Below are 23,755 nucleotides of genomic sequence, written 5' to 3'. Positions count from 1 at the left end.
GGACCCATCCGGGAGCGAGTGCCCCGAACGGAAGCCGAAGGTGGGAGTGGCGTGACCGACGACCCCCTCCCCGCCGAACACCTCTCGCCGCTCGCCACGCTCGTCGACGACGTACTCGCGGGCGTCGGCTACGAGGTGGCCGCCGCCACCGACGCCATCGACGGCGCAGTCCCCGGGTATGGCGGCCTATTCGACCCCGAAACCACGCCGGACGAGTTGCGTTCCGCGCTCGAAAGTCTGCTGGCGTCGGGGCTCTCTCGGCCGCCCGTCCCCGAGGTGACGAGCGATACCTTCGTCCTCTACGTCGACGGCAGTTCACGCGGCAATCCCGGCCCCGCAGGTGCGGGCGCCGTCATCATGGACGCCGCGGAGGACGAACTCGCCCGGCTCTGTCGGCCCGTCGGCTCCCGGGCGGGGAACAACACCGCCGAGTACGTCGCCCTCCAGCTCGGCCTCGCCGAACTGGTGGCTCGCTACGAGCCACACAGGCTGGAAGTGCGTATCGATTCGATGACGGTTATCCGAGACGTCTGGGGCGGCGAGGACCCGACGGAACCGGGCGTCGAGACGTACAGCGAGGCTGTCGGAGCGGCACTATCGAACATCCCGGACCACCAGTACACGCATCTGGCCGACAGCGACCCGAACCCCGCCGACGCGCTGGCGACGGTCGGAGCCGATATCGCAGCCTTCGGCCCCTGATGGTAGCGTGCCGCCGCCCAGAACCGACCGCTCACGGACCTAGCCACAGAATTATGGTACGTCCAACCATACTAACGGGTGGAGCCGAACGGGCTCCGTAGTGTCACACGGGGGGTCACTCCCCCATCTGTCTGTGGACCGGCGGCAGGTTATCGGCGAGTTTTCGGACGGCTTCAGGCGTCTCCAGTTTCGACTCCGGCAGTGTCCACACCGGACAGTCACACATCCGTTCGAGTTCGTCGGGATTGGTGCGTTCGGCGACCGACGCGCCCTCGTAGCGGTTCAGCACGACTCCGAGGACCGATACGCCACGATTCCGAAGCGCCTCGACGGTCAAAGCCGTGTGGTTCAGCGTGCCCAAGCCCGACCGTGCGACGACGAGCGCCGGCACGTCGAGGTCCGAAACGAGGTCGACGATTTCCTTCCGCGGGTCGTTCGACAGCGGGACGCGAAGCCCGCCAGCGCCCTCGATGACGCTGACCTCGGCGTCAGCCATCGCATCGCGGGTATCCGCGAGGAGCGACTCGTAGGCGATGGGGTCGTCGGCCCGCCGCGCTGCCACGGCGGGTGCCAGCGGTTCGCCGAAAGTGCGCAGCCGGGTGGCCGCCGCCTCGTCCCCGCAGGCCCACCGGACGTAGTCGGCGTCGTCGTCCTCCGGAAAGCCGGTCTGGGCGGGCTTGACGGCGCTGGCGTCGGTGCCCTCCGCTCGCAGGCGAGCGACCAGCGCCGCCGTCACGACGGTCTTGCCGACACCCGTATCCGTGCCGACGACGGCAAGGTTCACAGCAGACCGGCCTCCTCGTCGGCGGCCTCGAACGCCGCCAGACAGCGGTCGATATCGGCCGTCGTGTGGGTCGCCTGCGGCGCGAGTCGAATCCGACTCGTGCCCTCAGGGACCGTCGGCGGACGGATTGCCGGGGCGACGATGCCGGCCTCCCGCAGGCGCTCGTCCAGCGCGAGCGCGTCGTCGCGGTCACCGACAACGACAGGCAGGATGTGGGTATCGCCCCACACCTCGTAGCCGAGCGCGTCGAGGCCCTCGCGGAGGCGTTCGACGTTCGTTTTTAACGCATCGCGCCGCTCGGACGCCAGTTCCAGCGCGCGTTCGGCCGCGGCCGCCGCGGGTGGTGCCAGTCCCGTCGAGAAGACGAACGACCGGGCGGCGTTGAGCAGGTGCTCGATGAGCGTCTCGTCTCCGGCGACGAACCCGCCCTGCGCGCCGAGGGCTTTCGATAGCGTGCCCAACTGGACGTCCACGCGGTCGGTCAGGCCACGCTTGCCGACAATGCCGCCCTCGTAGACGCCCGTAGCGTGAGCCTCGTCGACCATCGTCCACGCGCCGTATTCGTCAGCAACGTCGCAGATGGTTTCCAGCGGTGCCACGTCGCCGTCCATCGAGAAGACCGAGTCGGTGACGACGAGCCACGATTCTCCGGGTGCAGCCGTCTCCGCCCGGTCAGCCATCGCGTCGGCGAGTGCGCTCGCATCGCAGTGGTCGTAGACCTCGATAGCAGCGCCCGAGAGCCGCGCGCCGTCGACGATGCTTGCGTGGTTCAGTTCGTCGGAGAAGATGACGTCGGGGTCGAGTGCGGTAATCGTCCCGACGTTTGCCGCGTATCCCGACGAGAACGCCAGCGCGCGCTCGGCGTCCTTCTCTGCGGCCAGTCGGCGTTCGAGCGAGCGGTGCGCGGGCGTATCGCCGACGACGAGTCGGGAGGCGCCGGCACCGGTGCCAATTTCGCGGGCCGCCTTCGCTGCGGCGGCCGCCACGCGCTCGTCGCCCGCCAGTCCGAGGTAGTTGTTCGCGGCGAAGACCAGACGCTCCTCGCCGAAGGCCGGCGCGTCGCCGTTCGGGTCCTCGGCGACGCGAGCGCGGCCAGCAACCTCCTCGACTGGGTCCAGCGACCGGCGGAGGCCCTGCCGTTCGCGCTCACGGAGGCGTGCTTCGAGGTCGAATCCGTGGGCGTGCTGGAGGCTCATTTAAAATCCGGGCATCAGGTCGGCGGGCCCGAAGACGCCGTATTCGCCGGCGCGGTTCCGGCGGACGCCGGCCTTCAGATAACCGAGTGCGGGGCCGTTGACGTTGGCCTCCATGCTCGTCGCGTCGTCGAGTTGGAACGTGTTCGTCCCGCGCTCGCCGTCGAACGTGCGCCCGGTCACGCGGACGGTGGTCGTCGTGGGCTTCTCGTCGGAGCGGACGTCAAGGACCCCGCCGACGGTGACGTCCTCGGCATCGCAGATACCGGCGCGTTCCAGCAGGACGTCGTCGGCGTGTTCCATGTCGGTGAACTCGATTCGGCCGTCGTGTTCGGCGACGATTTCCTCGATTTCCTCGTCGGTGAGATTGCGCGCGGTCTCGATGTCGTAGCCATCGAGATGGGCGATATCCTCCCGGACGGTGCCACGGTTGTCCTCGTAGCCCGATTTGAGGCCGACGCCCCAGTGGATTTCGACCGCCTCGATTTCGACGAAGGACTGGGCGGCGAGCGCCGCGGCGCCCGTCAGGAAGCCCGGCGTTGCACCCGCGCCACAGACGAAAGTGATACCCGAATCCTCGTAGGTTTCTTCGCGCTCGTCGAGGATGTCGATGACGCGGGAGCGCTTGAGCACGTCCACGAGAACGCCCTCGTAATCGGCCTCGGCGAAGCGCTCGCCGACGTTCGGGATGAAGTCGTGTTCGAGGTTCGGCAGGGCGATGAGGACGGCGTCGATGGTGTCCGATTCGGCGATGATGTCGTCAATCGGCGTTTCCGTGGGTTCGGCCTGTACGGAGGCCGCGACGCCTTTCATCGCGCCGGATTGTTTGACCGCTTGCGTACCACCATCTGCTCGCGGCTCACGATGGTCGCCGCTCGCTTCTTCCGAGGGGCGTCGCCCCTCGCTTGCTATGTTGCCTTCCGTCGCAGCCAGCAGTTCCTCGACGTCGAGACCGTCGTGGTCGACGGCGACGCCGTGGCGGTCACACGCCGCGACGGGGGTGAGATGGTCCTTCCGCGTGGAGTAGTCGAGTGCTCGTCGGCCGATGCCACCGGTGCCGAGAACGGCGAAGTTGATGTCGTCCATAGATGTATCGTGTCAGTCGTCCAGTTCGCTCTGTGCGTTGCTCGTTGCGGTTCCGACGGCGGTATCAGGCGCCGGTTCGCGGTGCCGCTCTTTCACCTCGTCGGGGTCGAACTCGTTCACCTCGCGGTTCGGTTCCAGGCCGGCCCGCTGCATGATGTCGATGTCGTCGCCGGGGTCCTGGCCCTCCGTCGTGAGGTAATCGCCTGTCAGGAGGCCGTCCGCACCGGCCTCGAAGGGCAGGTGCTGTTCGTCCGGTGCGAGGTTGACCTCGCGGCCGCCCGTCAGTCGCACCCGCGAATCGGGATGTAAAAAGCGGTAGACGGCGATGGTCTTGAGCACCTCCGTCTTCGAGATGTCAGCGTGGTCGGCGTCGCCCATCGGCGTTCCCTCGACGGGATTGAGAATGTTGACCGGCAGCGACGAGACGCCGATATCCTGCAGTTCGATGGCAGCGTCGACGCGGTCGGTCGGCGATTCGCCCATCCCGAGGATGACGCCGGCACAGAGGTCCATGCCCGCGTTCTTCGCGCGGCGAAGCGTCTTCAGGCGGTCCTCGAAGGAGTGGGTGCCGACGACCTCCGGGAAGTACCGACGGGAGGTCTCGATGTTGTGATTGTAGTGGTTGAGTCCCTCAGCAGCGAGTTCCTCAGCCTCCGCCTGTGTGAGCAGGCCGAGCGAGGCGTCGACCTCGACATCGGTTTCGTCGCGAACGAGGCGAATCGCCTCGACGATTTCGGCCCACTCGTCGGGGCGGTGTTCCTTCGAGACGCCCTTTTCAGCGACGACGATGCCGAACCGCTGGGCACCGTCGGCTTCTGCTCGCTTTGCGGCTTCGAGTACCTTCTCCGGGCCGAGGAAGCCGTAGGTGTCGATGCCGGTGTCGAAATGGGCCGACTGCGCACAGAACCCGCAGTCCTCCGCGCAATCGCCCGCTTTGGCGTTGACGATACTGCAAGCGTCGACCGTGCCGTCCGAGTAGTGGCGGCGCACGATATCGGCGCCCGCAGCCAGCGCCTCCGCCGGTTGGGCGATAAGCGCCAGCCCATCGGTCCGGTCTAAGGTTTCGCCGTCGAGTACCCGCCGGACCGCGTCGTCGACCGTTTCGTTACCTGTCTCGTAAACCACGCTAGCCACAGCAGTTTACAGCCAAATAAATCTACTGGGGACTCGTGTTCAACGAAGGGCTACGCTGCTCGCCCAAACAGTCGCTATCCGTCAAAAAGCGAGAAAAGCCCGAGTAATCAGGCGTTGGCGTCGATCTTCTCGACGAGCGTCGCCTTGTCCTGAACGCCGACCATCCGGTCTGCGGTTTCGCCGTCGACGAACAGGTACAGCGTCGGGACGCCCTGCACCTGATACTCGCGCGCGAGGTTCTGGAGTTCGTCGATGTCGACCTTCGCGACCGCGGCGTCGGTTTCGGCCGCGATCTCCTCGACGGTCGGTGCCAGCATCTTACAGGGGCCACACCAGTCGGCATAGAAGTCCACGAGGACGACGTGGTTCTCCGCGAGGACCTCTTCGAGGTGGTCCGTGCTTTCGATGTGAATCGGCTCGCCCGGCGAGCCTGCGGTCGCCTGCAGTTGCTCTTTTTTCTGTTCGCGGATGTCCTCGATATCCTCTGCGTCGCTCATGGAAGCCGATAGTGGATAGGCGACGTTAACTCCTTTGGGCAGGTGCACGAGCCGCGCATGGGGAGTGTCGGTAGCCAGACGGTGTCTATTTGGGCGTCTCGCGACGGCAGGTACCGGCAACAGTTAAGGGCTGGCCACTCCACCGCCCGCTATGGAACCGGAGTCCGTCCCTCAGGAGATTACCGCGCTTGTCGGGCGTGAAGTATATTCGAACAACGGCGTCTTCGTCGGCGAAGTCGAGGACATCCAACTCGACGTCGACCAGGAACTCGTCACCGGCCTCGCGTTGGGCGAGGTCAACCGCGACCTGTTCGACGCACGCGTCGGCGAATCGAACGGCGTCATCATCCCGTATCGCTGGGTCCGCGCCGTCGGCGACATAGTCCTCGTCAACGAAGTCGTCGAACGGCTCCGACAGCCCGACGAAGAAGAAGCGCCCGCCTAACTCCCGTTCGAACTCTCGCCGCCGCTGCTGCCGCCCTCGACGCCGAGGGCCTGGAACAGTTTCGACCGCACCGCTTCCTCGGTCAACTGCAGCAGCGTCTCGCGGTTGTCCCCCGTAATCTCCAGTCCCGTGAAGATGCCCAGCGGAATTTCCGCCGAGGCGTCCGTCGAGTGGCCGACGACTTCGCCGATTTCGTCGAAGGCCTCCTGTAGCACGTTGCCGATGTTCATCCGGATGTCCTTCGAACGCGCCGCGAGGTAGATGGTGTCGTCGGCGATGGCGAAGACGGCCGAGGTGGTGATACCCTCCAGATTCAGGAGGTGCTGGGCCGCCTGCGAGAGGGCGTCCCGGTCGCGGATGAACCCTGCGTTCGAGACGAGGTGGCTGCCCTTGACCTCGCGGTTCCGGATGGCTTCGGCGAGGACATCCAGCGTCTCGGGGCTCATCGACGGCGATTCGACCTGTTCGAGCGTGTCGTGGTTCGCGAACGGATACAGGTACGCCGCTGCCGTCAGGTCCGCGGGTGTGGTATCCCGCTTGAAGTCCAGCGTCTCCGCGCGAATCCCGTAGAGCAGCGCCGTGGCGACCTCCTCCGGAAGACTGAGGTCGAACTCCTGAATGTACTTCGTCAGAATCGTCGAGGTAGAGGAGACGTTCGGCCGGATATCGGTAAATTCGGCGTTGTATTCGACTTCGGATTCGAAGTGGTCGATGAAGATGTCGACGTCGCGGTCGACGACCGGTTCGGAGGCCTTCGCGCAGTCGACCAGCGCGATGGTGTCGTAGCCTGCGAGGTCGGCCTCCGAGAACGGCGTCAGTTCGATACCGAGCAAATTGACGAACGCCCGGTTCTCCTGATGGCCGATTTCGCCGCGATAGAGAATGTCGGCCTCGACATCGTAGGCCGCGGCGATGGCCTTCAGCGCGACGGCCGAGGCGATGGAGTCCGGTCCCGGCGACCGGTGGGCGAGAATCGCGAGTTCCTCTGCGTCGTCGAGAACGTCCGCCAGTTGGGCGGCCTTGTACTCGAGTTCGCCCTGTTCGAGCGCGCGCAGCGCCGAATCCGCGATGACCGCCGAGGGGTTGATAACGACATCGGCGCCCGCATCGGAGAGTTCGTCGGCGGTGACGGGGTCCGAGGCGCGGACGATGATGAACTGTTCTTCGCCCCGCTCGCGGATGTTTTCGAGGGCCTTCTTGTTGGCCTCGACGTTCGGCGAGAGGATGAGGACGACGTCGCGGTCCGCGACGGCCTCGGCGACCGTTTCCTCAGCGATGTCTGCGGTCCGCGCATCGAGGTCCTGGTCCCGAAGCGCCTCGACACGACCCTCGTCGCGGTCGAGGATGAGGACGTCCTTCCCCTCCGCGACGAGTTCCTCGGCGACGGCATGGCCGACGCTGCCGCAGCCGAGAATCGCATATGTCGACATCGAGGCCATCGAGATGGCGCTGCTCATGGTAGCCGTGCCGAGGGTCGCAGCGTACTTAATAGGACCGTACTGTCCGAACCGTGCGACGTCGTCCCGATGGACGGCCGGAACGCAACCTATTTGAATGAACCGCGGTTACCATGAGTCGCAGGGCCGATAGCTCAGTCAGGGAGAGCGACGGCCTCTTAAGCCGTCGGTCGAGGGTTCAAATCCCTCTCGGCCCGCTACTTCCTCGCGCGAACTATCTCGTGAGCGCGAGGAATAGCCAAGAGAGGATTTGAACTCTGAAAGGCGCGCGCAGCGAGCGTAGCGAGTGAGCACGTCTTTCTTCAGTTCAAATCCCTCTCGGCCCGCTTTTCCGAGGAGTATTACACCGAGTAGCGCGGAGCATCAGCGGAGCGCTCCTCGGGCATTCACGACGAGGAAAACGGCAGGGGTATTTGAACCACGCGAGACGAGCGAAGCGAGGCCGACCGTCTTGCTCCAGTTCAAATCCCTCTCGGCCCGTCTCAATCCAAAGCGGCCATCGCGTAGTAGAACCGCTGGAGTGCAGTAAAGTGCCCCACGACGGCAAAGAAGACCAGCAGCCATCCGACGAGCGTGAGGCCATAGAGCGCGCTGGTATAAAAGGCGGCAACCAGCGTCACGATGCCGATAATGGCGAGGCGGTCCGCGCGCCCGACGAGGCCGCCGTAGACGCGGTCGAGGCCGACGGCCTGGGCCTGCGTGCCGAGATAGGAGGTCATCAGCACGCCCGTAATCGCGAGCAGGCCAAGCAGGTACTGGGTCGTGCCAGCGGCGAGGCCGGCGATGATGACGATGTCGGCGTAGCGGTCCAGTACGTGGTCCAGCAGGTCGCCGGCTTTCGAGGCGACGCCCTGCCGGCGGGCGAGCGAACCGTCCAGCAGGTCCATCCAGCCGTTCAGGAAGACGAAGGCGGCACCGGCAGCGTACAGCAGCGGCGTCGGTTCGATGGGGCCGACGGCGTGGCCGACCAGAGCGTAGGCGATCCCGGCAAGGACGGCGAAGCCGAAGGCGATGATGCTGACGCCGTCCGGGGTGAGACCGACCCGGTCGGCGGCGGTGACGAAGGGTTCGAGGAAGCGGTCGGCGACGTGACGGAACTTATCGAGCGTCATAGGTAATCGATGAAGTCCGCCTCTCCAGCGGAGGGGTCCCGGTCGCCGTCGATGACTTCCTCGATGTCCTCGGCGACGGCCTCCGGCGAACGGTCGGTCGTGTCGATTTCGTAGACGTTCTCGATACCGTGGGCGTTGACGGCCTCCGAGAGGATGACGTCGAGGGCTTCGGCTTCCGCGTTTTCCGCTGCTTTCGCACCGTCCTCGCCGCGGTCGAGCAGCCGTTCGCGCAACGTGCGTGGATGACAGCGAAGGACGACCACGCGGTCCGCATCGAGATGGTGGGCGAGGTGGGATTCGATGAGGACGTCATCGCGGTCGGCGAGACGCTCCTGAAGGGCGTCGATGTCGGCGATGAGACTGCCGCGTTCGGGGTCTTCGCCCTCGTCAAGGCCCTCCTCGCGGATGAGGTCGTTGAGATGGATAACGTCGAGGTCCGTCTCGACGTGCTCGGTCGCGGTGGTCTTGCCCGTGCCGGGAGTGCCGGTGACGACGACTCTCATAGGAGGTCGTTCAGCACCTCCACAGCGCGTTCGGTTTCGTCGCGGGTGCCGCAGGTAACCCGGACGCACTCGGGTAGGCCGAAGGAGGTCGTATCCCGAACGATGACGCCTTCCTTCTGGGCCGCCTCGGCAACCTCGCTGCCGTCGCCGACCTCACACAGCACGAAGTTACCGGCGCTTTCCCAGGTGTGGCAATCGAGGTTGTTGTACATGTACTCCCGTGCCCACTTGGTGGCCTGGACGGTCTGTTCGACGTGGGAATCGTCGCCGAGCGCGGCGAGGCCGGCACGGCAGGCGATTTCCGAGGCTGCAAAGGGCGTGTTCACCCGGGCGTAGGCGTCGGCCCACTCGCCGGGGACGATAGCATAGCCGAGGCGGACGCCGGCGAGGCCGTAGGCCTTCGAGAACGTCCGGAGGACGGCCACGTCTTCGCGTTCCTCGACCAGTGCGATAGCGGAGGGCGAATCGGAGAACTCGCCGTAGGCCTCGTCGACGACGACGAGTGTGTCCTCGCCCGTCTCGTCTGCGATTTCCTCGACGGCCGACAGCGACACCTCGCTGCCGGTCGGGTTGTGGGGGCTGGTGAGGTAGACGATGCGCTCGCCGTCGTAGTGCGGGAGGACGGCATCGGCCGTCTGGGCGAAGCCCTCCTCCTTTCGGATGGGGTATTCGTTGACTTCGCCGTGGTGGTAGCGGGCGCTCATCCCGTAGTAGGCGAATCCGGGGTCGGGGACGAGCACTTCGTCGTCCGGTTCGAGCATCGCGCGGGCGAGGTAATCCAGCGCGCCGTCCCCGCCGTTGGCGAGCCATATCTGGGATTTCGTGACGGCCCACTGCTCGGCGAGTCGTTCCCGGAGGTCCGTCGCCGAGGATTTCGGATAGGTGTGGACTTTCGGCGCGTAATCGCGAATCGCCGCTGCGGCCTGTGGCGAGGGACCGAAGGGGTTCTCGTTCGAGGAGAGTTTCACCAACTCGTCGGAATCGAGTCCGAGTTCGCGGGCCACCTCCTCGACCCCTCGACCCGCCTCGTAGGCGATATGCGACGAGAGGTCCCGTGGTTCCATATACGACCCTCTGGGCGCCATATCTTAAGTAGGCGTCCATCTCTCGCGTCCCGCGGCAACGTTTTTGAGGCAATCGTCCCACCGTACACGAAATGAACGACAGCCCCGACACGCCGACCGTCAGGGTCGCGGTCGGCGACGTAGCGGGACGGGACGCCGACGTACTCGCGGTCGCACGCCAGTTCGCCGACCGGACGCGCGTGCTGGAAACCGGACCGACCGGCGCGCCCGGCGGCCCGCACGTCTACGCGACCGTCGACGGCCGAACCGCGCTCTACGGTGCCGTCACCGAGACGACTATCGAGCGCATCGTCTCGGCCGCCGAGGACGGTCGATTGCTGACCGGCGAGGCCGAAGCGATGGCGGTCGGCGAGGAGCCACCGACGCCCGAATCGGGGTCGCTCACCGTGGGCACACCGCGCGTGCTCGACGGCTTCGGCTGGCACGCACCCGACGCGATTCCGAACCCCATCGCACCGGAGGTACGCGAGGACCCCGACGACGCCATAAGGACCGTCGAACGCGTCGACCTCCGTGGTCGCGGCCGCGCCGACGTCGCCGGCGACGAACCGCTCGCCGAATACTGGAACCGAACCCGAGACGCCGACGGCGACCCGATGCTTGTCGTCCACGCGAACGACGCCGACCCTGAAACTGGTGCGGACCGCCTCTGTGGCGTTTCGGCGGCCGGTCGCGTGTGGGGCGCTGCAAGCGCCGTCGCCGAAATTGTCGGGGCAGAGGACATCGTCGCCTTCGCGCCCGCGGAGGACGATTTGCTTGCGGACCGACTCGAAGCCGTCGGCGAGTGGCAAGTCGCCCGCGCCGATTCCTCGTTCCGAGTCGGCGAACCGACGATGGCGCTGGAAGCCCTGGAAGGCAACGACCGCATCGAGGCCCGCCGCCGTCCGCCGGGACCGGAAGAATGGGGCCTCTACGGCCGACCCACGCTGGTCCACACACCCCGGACGCTTCTCCAACTCGCGGAACTGTGGCAGAACCCCGACGCCTTTGACGCCGAAGCCGCGGACCCCGGAACGCGCCTCGTCACCATCGGCGGGGACGTACCGGAACCCGCAACCGTCGAACTATCGACCGGAGCGCCGCTTTCCCGTGCGCTCGATGCCGTCGAAACGCCTGACGCGGCCCGCTACGCCGTCGGCGGGCGCTTCGGTGGCCTGACCCGGAACCTCGACACCCCCGCGAGCGCGCCGGCGATGACGGGCGCCGGCCTCGGCACCGAGGGCGCAATCGAGGTACTGAGCACCGACCGCTGTATCGTCGCGACGGTTGGCGAGCGGGCAGCCTTCGCCCGCGAGGAGAACTGCGGGAGGTGTGTGCCGTGCCGCGAAGGGTCAAAACAACTCCACGAATCACTTCGGGGGGTCTACGACGGTACTTTTGACGCTGGTGACATCCGTGAGTTGGCCCGGACGATGCGGACGACCAGCCTCTGTGCGTTCGGCGAGGCGGCCGCCCGGCCCGTCAAGACGGCGCTCTCGGAGTTCGAAAGCGAGTTTCGCGCTCACGCCAAGGGCCGGTGTCCGGCCGGCGCCTGCGGAGGGATGCAATGAGTGCCGACGACTCCTCTAGTTCTGAACCGACGCCCGGCGTCCCCAACATCGAGGACCCCCGTCCCTCAACACCGCTGACGGAGGATTTCCGAACGGGGACCGCCAACGACCCCCCACGACCCGAGAAGACAGCCTCCGACGACGGCGAACCAGTCTCCCTCACCGTCGACGGCGAAACCGTCGTCGTCCCGGCGGACGCCTCCCTACTCGATGCCGTCGAGGCCGCCGGCAGCGACGTGGCCGCGCTGTGTCACTACGACCGCGACACCGAGGCCGCCGAGGAAATCGGCCCGCGGTCGACCTGCCGGACCTGCGTCGTCGAAACCGACGAGGGCCTCGTGGCCTCCTGCTCGACGCCCGTCGAGGACGGGTTGACCGTCGAGACGGACGCGCCCGAGGCCGAAGAGGCCCGAAGCGTCAATCTCGACCTCGTCCTCTCGAACCACAACCTCCGGTGTACGACCTGCGGGAAGAACGGCCGCTGTGAACTGCAGGACACGTCCATCGAACAGGACGTCACCCACCCGCGATACGGCGTCCTCGACGACCGAAGCGAGTACGAACCGCTCGATGCCTCCTCGCCCATCCACATCGACCGCAACAAGTGCATCATGTGCAACCGATGCGTCGAGGCCTGCAACGACGTGCAGGTCGAAGGCGTCCTCCGCGTCGATGGAACGGGCGAGGACGCCCGCATCGGCTTCCAGACCGGCGCAGAGACGATGGCCGATTCGACCTGCGTCACCTGCGGCCATTGCGCGACCGTCTGTCCGACCGGGAGTCTGGTCGAGGAAGGACTGGTCGACGCGACGACGCTTCCGTTCCCCGGATTCACCCAGCGCAATTCCGTCGGCGAGGTGCTGGAACGCGACGACCGCGGAACCAAGAGCATCCCCGACAGCGACGAACCTGCACGCGGTGAAGCCGCCGAAGCAGGCGTCGCTGGCTTCATGGACCGCGCCAAGCGGAAGGCCAAATCGGGCGCGAAATCGGTTGGCGACCGCGCGGTGAAGGCCGGCGAGCACGCCGCCGAGGACGTCGCTGCGAGCGTCTTCTCGGAGGGTATCCTCTTCGGCATCGCGAAACAGGTCGGAGATGCCCGGATGAAGCAAATGGACGTGACCGAAACCACCTGCGGCTACTGCGCTGTCGGCTGTCGGTTCGACGTCCACTCGAAGGACGACGATATCCTCGGCGTGCGCGCGACCGACCCAGACGCCGCGCCAGCCAACGACTTCTCGACCTGCGTGAAGGGCAAGTTCGGCTACGGATTCGTCGACCGCGAGGACCGCCTCGAATCGCCCCAGATTCGCGAGGACGGCGAATTGCGCGAAGCCTCGTGGGACGAAGCCCTGGAGCGGATTGCCTCTGAGTTGGGCGAAATTCGCGAAGCGGGCGGCCCCGATTCGGTCGCCGCCTTCGCCTCCTCGAAGTGTACCAACGAGGACGACTACCTCCTCCAGAAGTTCGCGCGGACGGTGCTGGAGACGCCGAACGTCGACAACTGCGCGCGCCTCTGTCACTCCTCGACGGTCGCCGCACTGCTCCAGTCGGTCGGCTACGGCGCGATGTCCAACAGCATCGACGACGTGGCCAACGCCGACGCCTACCTGCTCTCGGGGACCAACACGACCGAATCCCACCCCGTGCTGGCGACGAAGATCAAGCGCAACGTCCGGGACGGCGCCGACCTCGTCGTCGTCGACCCGCGGAAGGTCGGCGTCGCCGAACACGCCGACCAGTACCTCCGGTCGAACCCCGGTTACGACGTGGCGTGGATGAACGGGATGGCCCGGTATCTCATCGAGGAGGACCTCTACGACGAGGCGTTCGTCGAAGAGCACGTCCACAACTTCGAGGAGTTGCGGGAGAAAGTCGACCCGTTCACGCCCGAGGAAGTCGAGCGACTCGCGGGTATCGCCCCCGACGAACTGACACAGGCCGCCGAAACCATCGCCGAGGCCGACTCGGTCGTCTTCGGGTGGGCGATGGGCCTCACCCAGCACAGCCACGGGACGAACAACGTGCTGGCGATGGCGAACCTCGCGCTGCTGACAGGCAACGTCGGCAAGCCGAACGCCGGCCTCTCGCCGTTCCGCGGCCACAACAACGTCCAGGGCGGGGGCGGCGACATGGGTACCCTCCCCAACAAACTCCCGGGCTACGGCGACGTGACCGACCCCGAAACCGTCGACCGCTACGAGGACGTCTGGGGCGTTCGCCCGCCCGAGGAGGTCGGCCTCAAAGTAACGGAGGTCTTCGAAGCCATCCACAACGACGACGTTCGCGGCCTGTTCGTCATGGGCGAGAACCCGGCGATGTCCGAACCCGACATCAGCCACGCCGAAGAGGCCCTCGACGAACTGGAGTTCCTCGCCGTCCTCGATATCTTCCCGACCGAAACGACCGAGTACGCTGACGTAATTTTGCCCGCCGCCTCCTTCGCCGAGAAATCGGGTACCTTCACCAACACCGAACGCCGCGTCCAGAAGGTCAATCCCGTCGTCGACCCGCCGGGCGAGGCCCGCGCCGACTGGCGCGTCGTCCAGCAACTCGCCAACCGGATGGGCGCCGACTGGGATTACGACGACCCGGCCGAAGTCATGGATGAAATCGCTCGTGTAGCACCCATCTACGGCGGCATCAGCCACGACCGGCTCGAAGACGAAGGGGGCCTGCAATGGCCTTGCACGAACGCCGAGGACCCCGGTACCAAGTTCCTCTACGAGGACGGCTTCAATTTCGAGGACGGCAAAGCCCGGTTCGTCCCCGCCGACATGGGCGAACCCGGCGAGTTGCCCGACGAGGAATACCCCCTCACGCTGACGACCGGGCGCGTGCTGTATCACTTCCACACCGGGACGCTGACCCGGCGGGTCGACGCCCTCACGGACCACGTCGCCGAGAGTTTCGTCGAGGTTCACCCCGAGACGGCCGCCGACCTCGGGATTTCCGACGGGCAGTACGTCCGCGTGGATTCCCCTCGGGGCAGTATCGAGGTACGCGCACAGGTGACCGACCGGCCCGGCAAGGGCGTCGTCTTCATTCCCATGCACTTCGCGGATGGGGCGGCAAACGAGTTGACCGGCGAGTATTACGACCCCACAAGCGGGATTCCCGAGTACAAGGTCGCGAGCGTTCGCGTCTCGCCGCTGGATGACGCGAAGGAAATCCCCGACTCGGCCGCGGCACGGACCGACGACTGAACGGTCGCGTCCGTCCGCCACCCATCGAGGGTTTATAACCGAACCCGAACCAAGGGTCACGCAATGACAGACGGACCAAGAGCGGGCGTCATCGTCGGCGGCGGGCGGTCGGTCCGGTTCGGCGGCACGGACAAGGTGGTCGCCGACCTGGCCGGCAAACCGGTCATCAGACACACCGCCGAGCGCCTGCTCGACGCGACGGACGAACTCGTAGTCAACTGCCGGGAGGACCAACGCGAAGCCATCGCCGACGCGCTGTCGGACCTCGACCCCGTCTTCGCCATCGACGAGGAACCCGACCGCGGGCCCGTCGGCGGTATCGCGGAAGGCCTCCGCGCCGCCGAGACGGAGTACGCCGCCATCGCCGCGGCGGATATGCCACTTTTGGACCCCGACCTCTTCGACTATCTCTTCGAGCGCGCGGACGGCCACGACGCCGCCGTCCCCCGACCAGGCGACTGGTTCGAACCGCTCCATGCGGTCTATCGCCCCGAGCCAATGGCCGACGCTTGCGAAGAGGCCCTCGAAGAGGAGGACACGCGCATCATCGAACCCCTGTTCTCGCTGGACTACGACATCGTCGAGCGGGCCGACCTGATCGACCACGGCTCGCTCAACAGTTTCGAGAGCGTGGATACGCCCGAAGATTTGGCGTGGGCAAGCGAGCAGTTGTAGAGTTCTGGGTGGCATTTCTTGGCGCTGGCGTCCGATGGCTCCCTCATGTCACGAACGGCAGTCATCGCTGGGGTCGGACCGGGACTGGGAGAGTCCATCGCCGAGCGGTTCGCCGAGGAGGGCTGTTCGGTCGCCCTGCTTGCGCGCTCGGAATCGTATCTCAACTCACTCGCGGACCGACTGCGGGACCAAACGCCGGGCAATGCGACAGCCATTCCGACGGACCTCACCGATAGCGACGACATCGAGGCGGCCTTCGAGCGGACGCGCGAGCGCTTTGGCGCGGTCGATATCCTCGTCAATCACGCCAGCGCGGCGTCGTGGGACGGCCTGCTGGAACAGGACCCCGAGGACTTTCGGCAGGCACTGGCGGTCGGCCCGGAATCGGCACTGCACTGCTCACAGGAGGCCGTCCCCGATATGGTCGAGGGCGATGGCGGGACCGTAATCTTCACCGGCGCGACGACGTCGGTCCGGGGTCGTGAGGGCGCCGTGGGATTCAGTGCCGCCAAGTTCGCCTGCCGCGGCCTCGCCGAATCGATGGCCCGCGAGTTGGGCCCGGAAGGCGTCCACGTCGCCCACGTCGTCATCGACGGCGGCATCCTGCCGCCGGGTAGCGACCCCGACGACTCTGAGGAGTACCTCGACCCAGATGCCATTGCCGACAACTACTGGTATCTCGTCGAGCAGGACCGCTCGGCGTGGACACTGGAACTCGATTTGCGCCCGCACGTCGAGGAGTTCTAAGCACGTCACCGTCTGACAAGGAATTATACGCTGGCCGCACCTCGATTGGGCCATGACCGACCGAACGGTGACGGTCGACGGTGAGGGGCGTGCGACCGCGACGGCGACGTTCGCCGCGGTCGAGGTGTGGGTCGAGGGGCGGGCCGACAGCGCAACGCACGCTCGCAACCGGGCGCGAGATGCCGAGGCCTCGGTCCGTGACGCGCTGCAGAACGAGGAAATCGACCCCGAAGAGATCCGAACGACGAGCGCTCGAATCGAGAATCAGGACGACGCCTTCGGCGTGAACGAAAGCGACCCGGACCACCGCGCGTTGGTGGAGATGACCGTCGACTGTCGGCCCGAGACGGCCGGCGATGTCGTGACGACGGTCACGGACGCCGCCACGGGGACGGGCATCCGGGACGTCTTTTTCAAAGTGAGCGAGGACACCCAAGCGAAACTCCGTCGCGAGGCACTCAGGGATGCGATGACGACGGCCCGCGAGGACGCGGAGGCCATCGCCGCGCCGGAGGGACTCGCTGTCGGCGAGTTGCTAGACGTGACGACGACCGGGGGGTCGGACGGCTTCGAGAGCATCGTCGACGACGCGTTGGCAGAAGGCCCGGACGGCTTCGAACCGGACCCCATCGAGGTAACTGCAACCGTCGAAGCGACGTTCGAACTGGTGGACGAATAGCCGCGCTACGCCACGACGTCGACGACCTTTCGGAGGTCCATTCGACCGAGGACGACCCGGTCGATGCGCGGGTGAGCGAGAACCTCGTCGGTAATTTCGCGTGCTGTCGCTTCGAGGGGTTCGTCGTCGACCATATTCAAGAGAGCGACCACGCGCGCGTCCTCGGGAACGTCCTTCAGGCCGCCGTTCTCATGGGTGAGCACGGTGACGACGTCTTCGGGTTGAATCTCCTCACCGGGTTCGCGGCCGGTGAGGTCGGCGACCCGTTCGGGACGGTGGACGTGTTCTTCGGCGAGCGGTTCGCCGACCGATTTGACGCTGGCGACAGGGACGACCACGCTCGCGGCGTCGGGAATCTGCGGTTCGTCCTCCTTCGGCGCTTTCAGCCAGCGCGTGCGTGCGCCGTCGGCCTTCGTCAGCAGGGGTGCGTCGGTCGCTTCGACCATCGCGTCGACGGTATCCGTCTCGTAGCCGAGATACCGCTTCCGGTCGCCATCGCGACCGGGGACCAGTCCGAGCGGCCACTCGTCGTTGGCTTCGAGGACCGCAACGGGGTCGTCGGTGATTTCGAGGCGGTCGACGTGACCCTCGAACGGCGGGATGCGGACCGTCGTCGTGACGACCGCGCGCTGGCATTCGGCGGCGAGCGCGTATAGCGTCGACTTCTTGCCGCCCGCGCCGACGACGGCGACGATGCCCTCGGGGGCGAAGGCCTCGCGAAGGTTCATATTCCACGCCTGGTGGCCGGTGGGCAAAACCCCACCGACGGGTCGGGGACGGGCGACGGGGCACGTAGCGGCCTGCCGCTTGGCTGGTTTATAAGAAGTGGGCGGCCGGATAGCCGATATGGTTCTGGATACCGCGATGTATATCATCCATAGCGCGTTCGCAGCGTTGTGGACCGGGTCGGTGCTGTTCGCCGTCTGGTCGGTGCTCCCGCTGGCGATGGACGGCGAGGTGTCACCGGAAGCCTTCGGTAGTATCGTCTCAAAACTCCAGTGGGTGACCCGCGGCAGCGCCGTGTTGCTATTTATCAGTGGCGGCCACCTCGCGGGGACGCTGTATACCGCCGAAAGCCTGACCGGCAGCGGCGGCGGCCATCTCGTGTTGACGATGCTGGCGCTGTGGCTGGCCCTTGCTGCTGCCGTCGAAATCGGGAGCGCGAAAGCCCAGCGCGGCGTCGACGAGAAGAAGATTCGCGAACCCGCACGCGCGGCTCGGTCCTTCTACCTCGCGGCGGCCGTCTTCGCTGCTGGCCTGCTGCTCGTGGCCGGCCTCCTCGGCGTCGCCAGCCGATACGGCCTCCCGTTCTGAGTCGTCGGGGACTGCGTCAGTCCTCGGCCGTAACGATTCGCAGACAGTTGCCACAGACGTTGGCTTCGCGGTCGGCGAACAACTTCTCCGAGTCCGCGCCATCGGGAACCGGCCGAATCGTCGGCGACATACCGGTTATCTCCGTTCCGCAGAGCGTCCGCTCGGCGTCCGCCGTCTCGCAGAAATGGACCGAGGGGCGGAACCAGTAGTACATCAGGGAATCGAAACCTCGTTTCGCAAGGTACCGACGCCCTCGACTTCGATTTCGACGGTGTCGCCGTCAGAGAGCGGGCCGACGCCCTCCGGGGTGCCCGTCGAAATCACATCGCCCGGTTGCAGCGTGACGTAGTTGGTAATCTCCGCGATGAGTTCCGGGACGGTGAAGATGAACTGCTCGCGGGAGGAGTCCTGCCGGAGTTCCCCGTTGACGCGGCATTTGACCGAGGCGTCCAGTGGCACCTCGTCGGGCGAGGCGACGACGGGGCCGATGGGCGCCGCATCGTCGAAGGCCTTCCCGCGGACCCAGTTGGTCTCGACGGCCTGGTCGTCGCGGTTCGAGATGTCGTTGACGCAGGTAAAGCCCGCGATGACGTCGCTGGCCTCGCTTTCGGAGACGTCGCTGGCGCGTTCGCCGATGACGACCCCGAGTTCGGCCTCGTAGTCGAGGCGTTCCTTGCCTTCCGGAAGTTCGACCGTCTGCTCGTGGCTGGCGACGGTGTTCGGCGGCTTGAGGAACAACAGCGGTCGGTCGGGGACCTCCTTGCCCTGTTCTTCGGCATGGTCGGCGTAGTTGAGGCCGACACAGACGATTTTCGAGGGGTCCGTCGGCGGGAGGACATCGACCTCCGCTGGGTCGAAATACTCCTCGTCGGCGGTCACTCGCTGGCCGTCGCTCGGGAAGGCTCGAATCTCCTCGTCGGCCCACGCCCCGTGGCGGATGTCGCCGTGGGGGTCGCGGAATCGAACACGTCGCATACGCCCGCGTTGGTTGGCCGACGCTTAAGAGTTCACGAAAGCCGCAGGCGACGAAGGCCCGCGACGCCCCAGTCTTTTGTTGGCTGCCTGAGAAACGCCCCGTATGCGCACCGGCCTCTTTACCGCCCACGAGCAGCACGCACCGACGACGCTGCTGGACCACGCGACGGCCGCCGAGGATGCCGGCTTCGACTCCATCTGGACCAGCGACCACTTCCATCCGTGGTGGCACACCGACGCCCACTGCGGCGCCGCGTGGCCGTGGCTCGGGGCCGCACTCGAACGCACCGACGATATTCGGTTCGGGACGGGCGTCACCCCGCCCATCGGCCGGTACCACCCCGGCCTCATCGCACAGGCCTTCGCCACGCTCGGGGCGATGTATCCCGGCAGGCCCTTCGTCACACTGGCGACGGGCGAGGCGATGAACGAAAAGCCGCTCGGCTACGAGTGGCCGGAATACCCCGAGCGGAAAGCCCGCCTCGAAGACGCCTGCGAAATCATCACCCGCCTGTGGGACGGCGGCTACCACGACTACGACGGCCACTACTGGACGCTCGACGACGCGCGCCTCTACACCCTACCGGACGAACGCGTTCCCCTGTACGTCGCCGGCAACGGACCGAACACCGCCGAAGTCGCCGGAAAGTACGCCGACGGCTTCCTCACGCTCGCGGATATCGACACCTACGAGGACGAACTCGTCCCCGCGCTGGAACGCGGCGCAGAGACAGCGGGCCGAGACCCAGAAGATATCGACCGCATCCGGCAGTTCCTCGTCTCCTACGGCGACGACGAGGACGCCTGCCGGGAAGCCGCCGCGTTCTGGCGCGGGACGATGGCCGTCGACTTCTCAGAGGGCGTCGCCGACCCCCGAGAAATCGAACGCCAGGGCCGGGAGGTGCCGCTCTCGGAGATGGACGAGTGGGGACTCATCACCACCGATATCGACGACGTGCTGGCAGTCAGAGAACGCCACAAGGAGGCCGGATTCGATGAAATCGAGTTCCTCTCTTCGTCGCCGGACCAGGGGGCGTTCATCGAGACGCTGGGCGAGTACCTATAGAATTTGCCACGTCCTTTTTATGTCAACCGCTGAGAATTCCACTCGTATGGAGGCGTTTGTCGAACTGGTCTGTCCCGACTGTGAGAAGCACTGGGAGGCGACACCCTCGGAGCTTCCGGACCCCGGCGAATCGTTCGACTGTCCGGACTGCGAGGCGCGACATCCCCTCTCGGAGTACGCCCGGACGAACACGGACCTTGAAGTCATCCGCGACGCCGCGGAGTAGGGTCCGCTTCCGAGCATAGCCCCAAGAAAGTCAACGCCTGACCTTTTTGCGAGAGCGCGCCGACACCGATAGCAATGCGCGTACTCATCCTCGGTGCGGCCGGCCGCGACTACCACGATTTCAACACCGTCTTTCGCGGCCGCGAGGACGTCGACGTGGTCGCCTTCACTCAGGCGCCGGGCCAGAACCTCGGCGAACTCGAAGCCACGAACGAGCGCTATCCGCCGTCGCTGGCCGGCGAGGGCTACCCCGACGGCATCCCCATCGAACCCGAGGCTGACCTCGAAGACCTGATTCGCGAACACGACGTCGACCAAGCGGTCTTCTCCTACTCGGACGTCTCCTTCGAGCACGTGATGGAGTTGGCCTCCCGCGCGGAAGCGGCGGGCGCCGACTTCCGGATTCTCGGCCCCGACTCGGTACAACTCGCCGTCGACGTGCCCGTCCTCGCGGTCAATGCCGTCCGCACGGGGTGCGGGAAATCACAGGTCGCCCGCGGGCTTGCAGACGAACTCGACGACCGGGGCTACGACGTCGCCGTCGTCCGGGAGCCGATGCCCTACGGCGACCTCGCGGAGCGCCGCGTCCAGCGCTTTGCCACCCGCGAGGACCTCGCCGATGTCACCATCGAGGAGCGCGAGGAGTTCGAACAGCACATCGAGCGCGGCCACGTCGTCTACGCGGGCGTCGACTACGCCGACGTCTTCGACGCTGCCGGCGAGGCCGACGTGGTCATCTGGGACGGCGGCAACAACGAACTCGCCTTCGCCGAACCGGACATCCACGTCGTCTTGGTGGACCCGCTCCGGCCGGACGACACGACGGGGTATCACCCGGGCGAGACCAACCTCCGGCGCGCCGACGTCGTCGTCTCGAACAAGGAAAACAGCGCCGACGATGAGGCTATCCAGCAGGTCGAGGGAACCGTCCGCGAGCACACCGACGCCGACTACTGGCACGCCGATTCGGTCGTGACCGTCGACGACCCCGACCGCATCGGGGGTGCGCGTGTGCTGGTCGTCGAGGACGGCCCCACGCTCACCCACGGCGATGCCGACTACGGGGCCGGGACCATCGCCGCTCGGAAGTACGGCGCCACGGAGTTGGCCGACCCCCGTCCACACGCGGTCGGCACCGTCGCCGACACGCTGGCGAACTATCCACACCTCGAAAACCTCCTGCCTGCGGTCGGCTACTCCGACGAGCAGGTTGCCGACCTCGAAGCGACCATCGCGAACGTCGATGCCGACTGCGTGATCGCCGGCACACCCCACGACCTCGGGTCGGTCATCGACGTGGAGCCACCCATCGTCCGCACGCGCTACCGCGTGGAATTCCACCACGGCGATTTCGGTACCTTCCTCGATACCTACGAGGACGAACTGTTCTAATCGAGTCGGACCGTCGTGCCCGTCTTTCCGTGCAGGGCGGCCGCGGGGTCGTCGATGCTCGCGATGACGGCTTCGCCACCCTCTTCGGCAAAGCGAGCACAGGCCGCCATCTTCGGCCCCATCGACCCCTCGCCGAACTCGTCCGCATCGAGATACCCCCGGACCTCACCCGGCGTCACCGATTCGAGGGCCTGCTGGTCGTCGGTCCCGTAGTTCAGATAGGCGTAGTCCACGTCCGTCAGAAAGACGAGGCGGTCGGCATCGATGGCGTCGGCGACGATACTCGCGGTGTAGTCCTTGTCGATGACTGCCTCGATGCTCTCGGAGCCGTCGTCCTCGGGGGCGACCGGTATCCCGCCACCACCGCCGCAGATGACGGCCTCGCCGGCTTCGAGCAGAGCATCGACTGCCCCGGTTTCGGGCACGGCGGTCGGTTCGGGCGAGGGGACGACTCGTCGATACGACCGTTCGCCCTCGCCGACGTCTTTCGTCTCGAAGGGTTTGTCGGCGGCTTCTTCCTCGGTGTACCACGGGCCGATGGGTTTGGTCGGGTTCGCGAAGGCCGAACTCTCGGGGTCGACGACCGCTCGTGTCACGAGCGTCGAGACCGGGCGGTCGAGGCGAGCATCCAGCGCCCGGCCGAGTAGACTACCGAGACTCGCCTGTGTCTCCGCGACGAGGACGTCCAGCGGGCGGTCCGGGGTGTCGGCGGCCGCGACTTCCAGCAGTTTGTTGCCGACCTGCGGGCCGTTGCCGTGGGTGAGGACCAGGGCGTCCTCAGCGTCGACGGCAGCGGCGAGCGATTCGGCCGTCTCCGCGACCGTCCGGCGCTGTGCGTCGAAGCTACCGTCGGCGGCCAAGGCGTTCCCACCGACCGCGACGACGAGTCGTGTCACACTGACGATATCGGCCGCCCGCCCCTAAAAGGCCCCTACTGTCAAGTAGCTACCATGTGAACCGCCGCGTATGCACGTACTCGTGCCGATAGACGGGTCGGAGGCGTCGTTTCGCGCGCTCGAAGCGGCCTTCGATAGCGACCCGACCGAAGTAACCGCCCTCACCGTCATCGACCCGACGGACCCGAGTTACGTCGCCCCCGAGGACCTGCCGACGGACGCGCCCGCGAACTATCCGGGCGCCAGCGACGACTGGTGGGAACAGGCACAAGAGCAGGCCGAAGCGGTCTGTGAGGAGGCACGCGAGCGCGACCCGGGCGTCCCCCTCGAAACGGAAATCGAGGAAGGCGACCCTGCGGACGTCGTTCTCTCCTACGCGCAGGAAGAGGACGTCGACCGTCTTGTTCTGGGGAGCCACGGCCACGGTGGCTACGCCGATGCGACCCTCGGCAGCGTCGCCGACGAGGTCTCCCGCAAGGCCGGCACTACCGTCACGCTGGTCCGCTAGAGGGACTTCCGCATCTCCCGATGGGGGATGCCCGCCTCTTCGAACTCATCGCTCGTGATTTCGTAGCCCAACGTCTCGTAGAAGCCGATAACCGGCGCCTGTGCGTGGAGCAGAACGCTCTCGTAGCCCTCCGCTCGCGCGGCGTCCTCGACGGTATCCATGATGGCCCGACCCAGTCCCGTCTCCCGCTCGTCCTCGACGACGGCCACGCGTTCGACTTTCGCCGCCGCCTCGTCGTGCTCGCGGAGCCGGGCCGCACCCACGGCATCGCCCCCGCTGTAGGCGACGAAATGAATCGCTTCCTCGTCCTTGCCGTCGATTTCGAGGTCCTCCGGGACGCCCTGCTCTTCGATGAACACCTCACGGCGAACCGTAAGGGCATCCGCCATCTCCGCCTCGCTGTCGACGCGCCGAACGTCCATACCGGACCGAGCGCGTCGACTGCCCTAACTCCCTCGAATCGATACGGTGTGTCAGTATTTGAACAAATAGCGTCACGTACGCTTATTAGTGATTCTTGAGTA

At 66.3% G+C, this 23,755-nt stretch carries 26 protein-coding genes and 1 tRNA gene; 13 read left to right on the top strand and 14 right to left on the bottom strand.

The features are described from left to right. Positions 1-51: 51 nt before the first annotated feature. Complete coding sequence (locus tag HWV23_RS16165) at positions 52-702, top strand: ribonuclease HI family protein (RefSeq protein ID WP_178291411.1); 651 nt, start codon at positions 52-54, stop codon at positions 700-702. A gap of 115 nt (positions 703-817) precedes the next feature. Here the strand turns inward: HWV23_RS16165 and bioD are convergent, their stop codons facing one another. From bioD to trxA, 5 genes are all read right to left on the bottom strand, one after another. Then, positions 818-1,486 carry a dethiobiotin synthase gene (gene bioD, locus HWV23_RS16160; protein WP_178291410.1) on the bottom strand — a complete coding sequence of 223 codons (669 nt, stop codon included), beginning with the start codon at positions 1,484-1,486 and terminating at the stop codon, positions 818-820. Next, a complete protein-coding gene (locus HWV23_RS16155) occupies positions 1,483-2,682 on the bottom strand; it encodes an aminotransferase class I/II-fold pyridoxal phosphate-dependent enzyme (RefSeq protein WP_178291409.1) in 1,200 nt (399 codons plus the stop codon). The genes bioD and HWV23_RS16155 overlap by 4 nt, the downstream gene beginning before the upstream one ends. Next, positions 2,683-3,765 (bottom strand): (S)-8-amino-7-oxononanoate synthase BioU, encoded by a 1,083-nt coding sequence (gene bioU / locus HWV23_RS16150; RefSeq protein ID WP_178291408.1) that lies wholly within the window; start codon positions 3,763-3,765, stop codon positions 2,683-2,685. It abuts the gene before it with no gap. Positions 3,766-3,777: 12 nt separating this feature from the next. After that, complete coding sequence (gene bioB / locus HWV23_RS16145; protein ID WP_178291407.1) at positions 3,778-4,890, bottom strand: biotin synthase BioB; 1,113 nt, start codon at positions 4,888-4,890, stop codon at positions 3,778-3,780. Positions 4,891-5,006: 116 nt separating this feature from the next. Then, on the bottom strand, positions 5,007-5,396 hold the full coding sequence (trxA, locus tag HWV23_RS16140; protein WP_178291406.1) for a thioredoxin: 390 nt from the start codon (positions 5,394-5,396) through the stop codon (positions 5,007-5,009). Positions 5,397-5,547: 151 nt separating this feature from the next. Here trxA and HWV23_RS16135 point away from each other — a divergent pair, with 151 nt between their 5' ends. Next, positions 5,548-5,841: a PRC-barrel domain-containing protein gene (locus tag HWV23_RS16135; RefSeq protein ID WP_178291405.1), complete on the top strand. Its 294-nt coding sequence runs from the start codon at positions 5,548-5,550 to the stop codon at positions 5,839-5,841. On the opposite strand, the gene HWV23_RS16130 is transcribed toward HWV23_RS16135, so the two are convergent. Beyond that, positions 5,838-7,298: a DHH family phosphoesterase gene (locus HWV23_RS16130; RefSeq protein WP_178291404.1), complete on the bottom strand. Its 1,461-nt coding sequence runs from the start codon at positions 7,296-7,298 to the stop codon at positions 5,838-5,840. The two genes, HWV23_RS16135 and HWV23_RS16130, sit on opposite strands and share 4 nt — an antisense overlap. 123 nt (positions 7,299-7,421) lie before the next feature. Between HWV23_RS16130 and HWV23_RS16125 the strand changes: the two genes are divergently transcribed. Continuing rightward, positions 7,422-7,495, top strand: a tRNA-Lys gene (locus HWV23_RS16125). Positions 7,496-7,780: 285 nt separating this feature from the next. Here the strand turns inward: HWV23_RS16125 and HWV23_RS16120 are convergent. The 3 genes from HWV23_RS16120 to hisC are packed head-to-tail and all read right to left on the bottom strand — an operon-like array spanning position 7,781 to position 9,977. Beyond that, complete coding sequence (locus HWV23_RS16120) at positions 7,781-8,410, bottom strand: CDP-alcohol phosphatidyltransferase family protein (protein ID WP_178291403.1); 630 nt, start codon at positions 8,408-8,410, stop codon at positions 7,781-7,783. After that, the gene (locus HWV23_RS16115) at positions 8,407-8,913 is read right to left on the bottom strand and encodes an adenylate kinase family protein (protein WP_178291402.1); all 507 of its coding nucleotides are present in this window, start codon (positions 8,911-8,913) and stop codon (positions 8,407-8,409) included. Before HWV23_RS16115 ends, HWV23_RS16120 begins: the two co-directional genes overlap by 4 nt. Beyond that, the gene (gene hisC / locus HWV23_RS16110) at positions 8,910-9,977 is read right to left on the bottom strand and encodes a histidinol-phosphate transaminase (protein ID WP_178291401.1); all 1,068 of its coding nucleotides are present in this window, start codon (positions 9,975-9,977) and stop codon (positions 8,910-8,912) included. Before hisC ends, HWV23_RS16115 begins: the two co-directional genes overlap by 4 nt. A gap of 92 nt (positions 9,978-10,069) precedes the next feature. Between hisC and HWV23_RS16105 the strand changes: the two genes are divergently transcribed. The 5 genes from HWV23_RS16105 to HWV23_RS16085 all read left to right on the top strand — a co-directional run bounded on the left by HWV23_RS16105 (position 10,070) and on the right by HWV23_RS16085 (position 16,855). Then, positions 10,070-11,548, top strand: a complete 1,479-nt coding sequence (locus HWV23_RS16105; protein ID WP_178291400.1) for an NADH-ubiquinone oxidoreductase-F iron-sulfur binding region domain-containing protein — start codon at positions 10,070-10,072, stop codon at positions 11,546-11,548. Further along, entirely contained in the window at positions 11,545-14,754 is a 3,210-nt protein-coding gene (fdhF, locus tag HWV23_RS16100; protein ID WP_178291399.1) for a formate dehydrogenase subunit alpha, read from the top strand. Before HWV23_RS16105 ends, fdhF begins: the two co-directional genes overlap by 4 nt. A gap of 63 nt (positions 14,755-14,817) precedes the next feature. Beyond that, positions 14,818-15,429, top strand: coding sequence for a molybdenum cofactor guanylyltransferase (locus HWV23_RS16095; RefSeq protein ID WP_178291398.1), 612 nt, complete (start codon positions 14,818-14,820; stop codon positions 15,427-15,429). A gap of 45 nt (positions 15,430-15,474) precedes the next feature. Then, positions 15,475-16,176, top strand: a complete 702-nt coding sequence (locus tag HWV23_RS16090) for an SDR family NAD(P)-dependent oxidoreductase (RefSeq protein WP_178291397.1) — start codon at positions 15,475-15,477, stop codon at positions 16,174-16,176. A 52-nt stretch (positions 16,177-16,228) separates the two neighbouring features. Continuing rightward, positions 16,229-16,855 carry an SIMPL domain-containing protein gene (locus HWV23_RS16085; protein WP_178291396.1) on the top strand — a complete coding sequence of 209 codons (627 nt, stop codon included), beginning with the start codon at positions 16,229-16,231 and terminating at the stop codon, positions 16,853-16,855. 5 nt (positions 16,856-16,860) lie between these two features. On the opposite strand, the gene yqeC is transcribed toward HWV23_RS16085, so the two are convergent. After that, positions 16,861-17,583, bottom strand: coding sequence for a selenium cofactor biosynthesis protein YqeC (yqeC, locus tag HWV23_RS16080; protein WP_178291395.1), 723 nt, complete (start codon positions 17,581-17,583; stop codon positions 16,861-16,863). 118 nt (positions 17,584-17,701) lie between these two features. On the opposite strand from yqeC, the gene HWV23_RS16075 reads away from it, so the two are divergent. Next, on the top strand, positions 17,702-18,169 hold the full coding sequence (locus HWV23_RS16075) for a transporter (protein WP_178291394.1): 468 nt from the start codon (positions 17,702-17,704) through the stop codon (positions 18,167-18,169). 16 nt (positions 18,170-18,185) lie between these two features. On the opposite strand, the gene HWV23_RS16070 is transcribed toward HWV23_RS16075, so the two are convergent. Continuing rightward, positions 18,186-18,383 carry a hypothetical protein gene (locus tag HWV23_RS16070; RefSeq protein WP_178291393.1) on the bottom strand — a complete coding sequence of 66 codons (198 nt, stop codon included), beginning with the start codon at positions 18,381-18,383 and terminating at the stop codon, positions 18,186-18,188. After that, complete coding sequence (locus HWV23_RS16065; RefSeq protein WP_178291392.1) at positions 18,383-19,144, bottom strand: fumarylacetoacetate hydrolase family protein; 762 nt, start codon at positions 19,142-19,144, stop codon at positions 18,383-18,385. Before HWV23_RS16065 ends, HWV23_RS16070 begins: the two co-directional genes overlap by 1 nt. Before the next feature lie 103 nt (positions 19,145-19,247). On the opposite strand from HWV23_RS16065, the gene HWV23_RS16060 reads away from it, so the two are divergent. The 3 genes from HWV23_RS16060 (at position 19,248) to HWV23_RS16050 (ending at position 21,827) form a co-directional block, all read left to right on the top strand. Beyond that, on the top strand, positions 19,248-20,210 hold the full coding sequence (locus HWV23_RS16060) for a TIGR03557 family F420-dependent LLM class oxidoreductase (RefSeq protein WP_178291391.1): 963 nt from the start codon (positions 19,248-19,250) through the stop codon (positions 20,208-20,210). A 46-nt stretch (positions 20,211-20,256) separates the two neighbouring features. Beyond that, complete coding sequence (locus HWV23_RS16055; protein ID WP_178291390.1) at positions 20,257-20,436, top strand: DUF7836 family putative zinc-binding protein; 180 nt, start codon at positions 20,257-20,259, stop codon at positions 20,434-20,436. A gap of 74 nt (positions 20,437-20,510) precedes the next feature. Beyond that, positions 20,511-21,827: a GTPase gene (locus HWV23_RS16050; RefSeq protein ID WP_178291389.1), complete on the top strand. Its 1,317-nt coding sequence runs from the start codon at positions 20,511-20,513 to the stop codon at positions 21,825-21,827. Here HWV23_RS16050 and HWV23_RS16045 read toward each other — a convergent pair. Continuing rightward, positions 21,824-22,723, bottom strand: a complete 900-nt coding sequence (locus tag HWV23_RS16045) for an amino acid kinase family protein (RefSeq protein ID WP_178291388.1) — start codon at positions 22,721-22,723, stop codon at positions 21,824-21,826. The two genes, HWV23_RS16050 and HWV23_RS16045, sit on opposite strands and share 4 nt — an antisense overlap. A 70-nt stretch (positions 22,724-22,793) precedes the next feature. On the opposite strand from HWV23_RS16045, the gene HWV23_RS16040 reads away from it, so the two are divergent. Then, positions 22,794-23,231 (top strand): universal stress protein, encoded by a 438-nt coding sequence (locus HWV23_RS16040; RefSeq protein WP_178291387.1) that lies wholly within the window; start codon positions 22,794-22,796, stop codon positions 23,229-23,231. Here the strand turns inward: HWV23_RS16040 and HWV23_RS16035 are convergent. Next, a complete protein-coding gene (locus HWV23_RS16035) occupies positions 23,228-23,653 on the bottom strand; it encodes a GNAT family N-acetyltransferase (RefSeq protein WP_178291386.1) in 426 nt (141 codons plus the stop codon). The two genes, HWV23_RS16040 and HWV23_RS16035, sit on opposite strands and share 4 nt — an antisense overlap. Positions 23,654-23,755: the final 102 nt, after the last annotated feature.

Source organism: Natronomonas halophila, assembly GCF_013391085.1.
GTDB lineage: Archaea > Halobacteriota > Halobacteria > Halobacteriales > Haloarculaceae > Natronomonas > Natronomonas halophila.
The sequence above is the reverse complement of the archived record's forward strand: the minus strand, read 5'-3'. Positions and strand labels throughout refer to the sequence as shown.

Coding starts and splice junctions, on each gene's coding strand:
- HWV23_RS16155 (WP_178291409.1), bottom strand. CDS start 2,682: ATGAGCCTCCAGCACGCCCACGGATTCGACCTCGAAGCACGCCTCCGT.
- bioU (WP_178291408.1), bottom strand. CDS start 3,765: ATGGACGACATCAACTTCGCCGTTCTCGGCACCGGTGGCATCGGCCGA.
- trxA (WP_178291406.1), bottom strand. CDS start 5,396: ATGAGCGACGCAGAGGATATCGAGGACATCCGCGAACAGAAAAAAGAG.
- HWV23_RS16135 (WP_178291405.1), top strand. CDS start 5,548: ATGGAACCGGAGTCCGTCCCTCAGGAGATTACCGCGCTTGTCGGGCGT.
- HWV23_RS16130 (WP_178291404.1), bottom strand. CDS start 7,298: ATGAGCAGCGCCATCTCGATGGCCTCGATGTCGACATATGCGATTCTC.
- HWV23_RS16120 (WP_178291403.1), bottom strand. CDS start 8,410: ATGACGCTCGATAAGTTCCGTCACGTCGCCGACCGCTTCCTCGAACCC.
- HWV23_RS16115 (WP_178291402.1), bottom strand. CDS start 8,913: ATGAGAGTCGTCGTCACCGGCACTCCCGGCACGGGCAAGACCACCGCG.
- hisC (WP_178291401.1), bottom strand. CDS start 9,977: ATGGAACCACGGGACCTCTCGTCGCATATCGCCTACGAGGCGGGTCGA.
- HWV23_RS16105 (WP_178291400.1), top strand. CDS start 10,070: ATGAACGACAGCCCCGACACGCCGACCGTCAGGGTCGCGGTCGGCGAC.
- fdhF (WP_178291399.1), top strand. CDS start 11,545: ATGAGTGCCGACGACTCCTCTAGTTCTGAACCGACGCCCGGCGTCCCC.
- HWV23_RS16095 (WP_178291398.1), top strand. CDS start 14,818: ATGACAGACGGACCAAGAGCGGGCGTCATCGTCGGCGGCGGGCGGTCG.
- HWV23_RS16090 (WP_178291397.1), top strand. CDS start 15,475: ATGTCACGAACGGCAGTCATCGCTGGGGTCGGACCGGGACTGGGAGAG.
- HWV23_RS16085 (WP_178291396.1), top strand. CDS start 16,229: ATGACCGACCGAACGGTGACGGTCGACGGTGAGGGGCGTGCGACCGCG.
- yqeC (WP_178291395.1), bottom strand. CDS start 17,583: ATGAACCTTCGCGAGGCCTTCGCCCCCGAGGGCATCGTCGCCGTCGTC.
- HWV23_RS16075 (WP_178291394.1), top strand. CDS start 17,702: ATGGTTCTGGATACCGCGATGTATATCATCCATAGCGCGTTCGCAGCG.
- HWV23_RS16070 (WP_178291393.1), bottom strand. CDS start 18,383: ATGTACTACTGGTTCCGCCCCTCGGTCCATTTCTGCGAGACGGCGGAC.
- HWV23_RS16065 (WP_178291392.1), bottom strand. CDS start 19,144: ATGCGACGTGTTCGATTCCGCGACCCCCACGGCGACATCCGCCACGGG.
- HWV23_RS16060 (WP_178291391.1), top strand. CDS start 19,248: ATGCGCACCGGCCTCTTTACCGCCCACGAGCAGCACGCACCGACGACG.
- HWV23_RS16055 (WP_178291390.1), top strand. CDS start 20,257: ATGGAGGCGTTTGTCGAACTGGTCTGTCCCGACTGTGAGAAGCACTGG.
- HWV23_RS16050 (WP_178291389.1), top strand. CDS start 20,511: ATGCGCGTACTCATCCTCGGTGCGGCCGGCCGCGACTACCACGATTTC.
- HWV23_RS16040 (WP_178291387.1), top strand. CDS start 22,794: ATGCACGTACTCGTGCCGATAGACGGGTCGGAGGCGTCGTTTCGCGCG.
- HWV23_RS16035 (WP_178291386.1), bottom strand. CDS start 23,653: ATGGACGTTCGGCGCGTCGACAGCGAGGCGGAGATGGCGGATGCCCTT.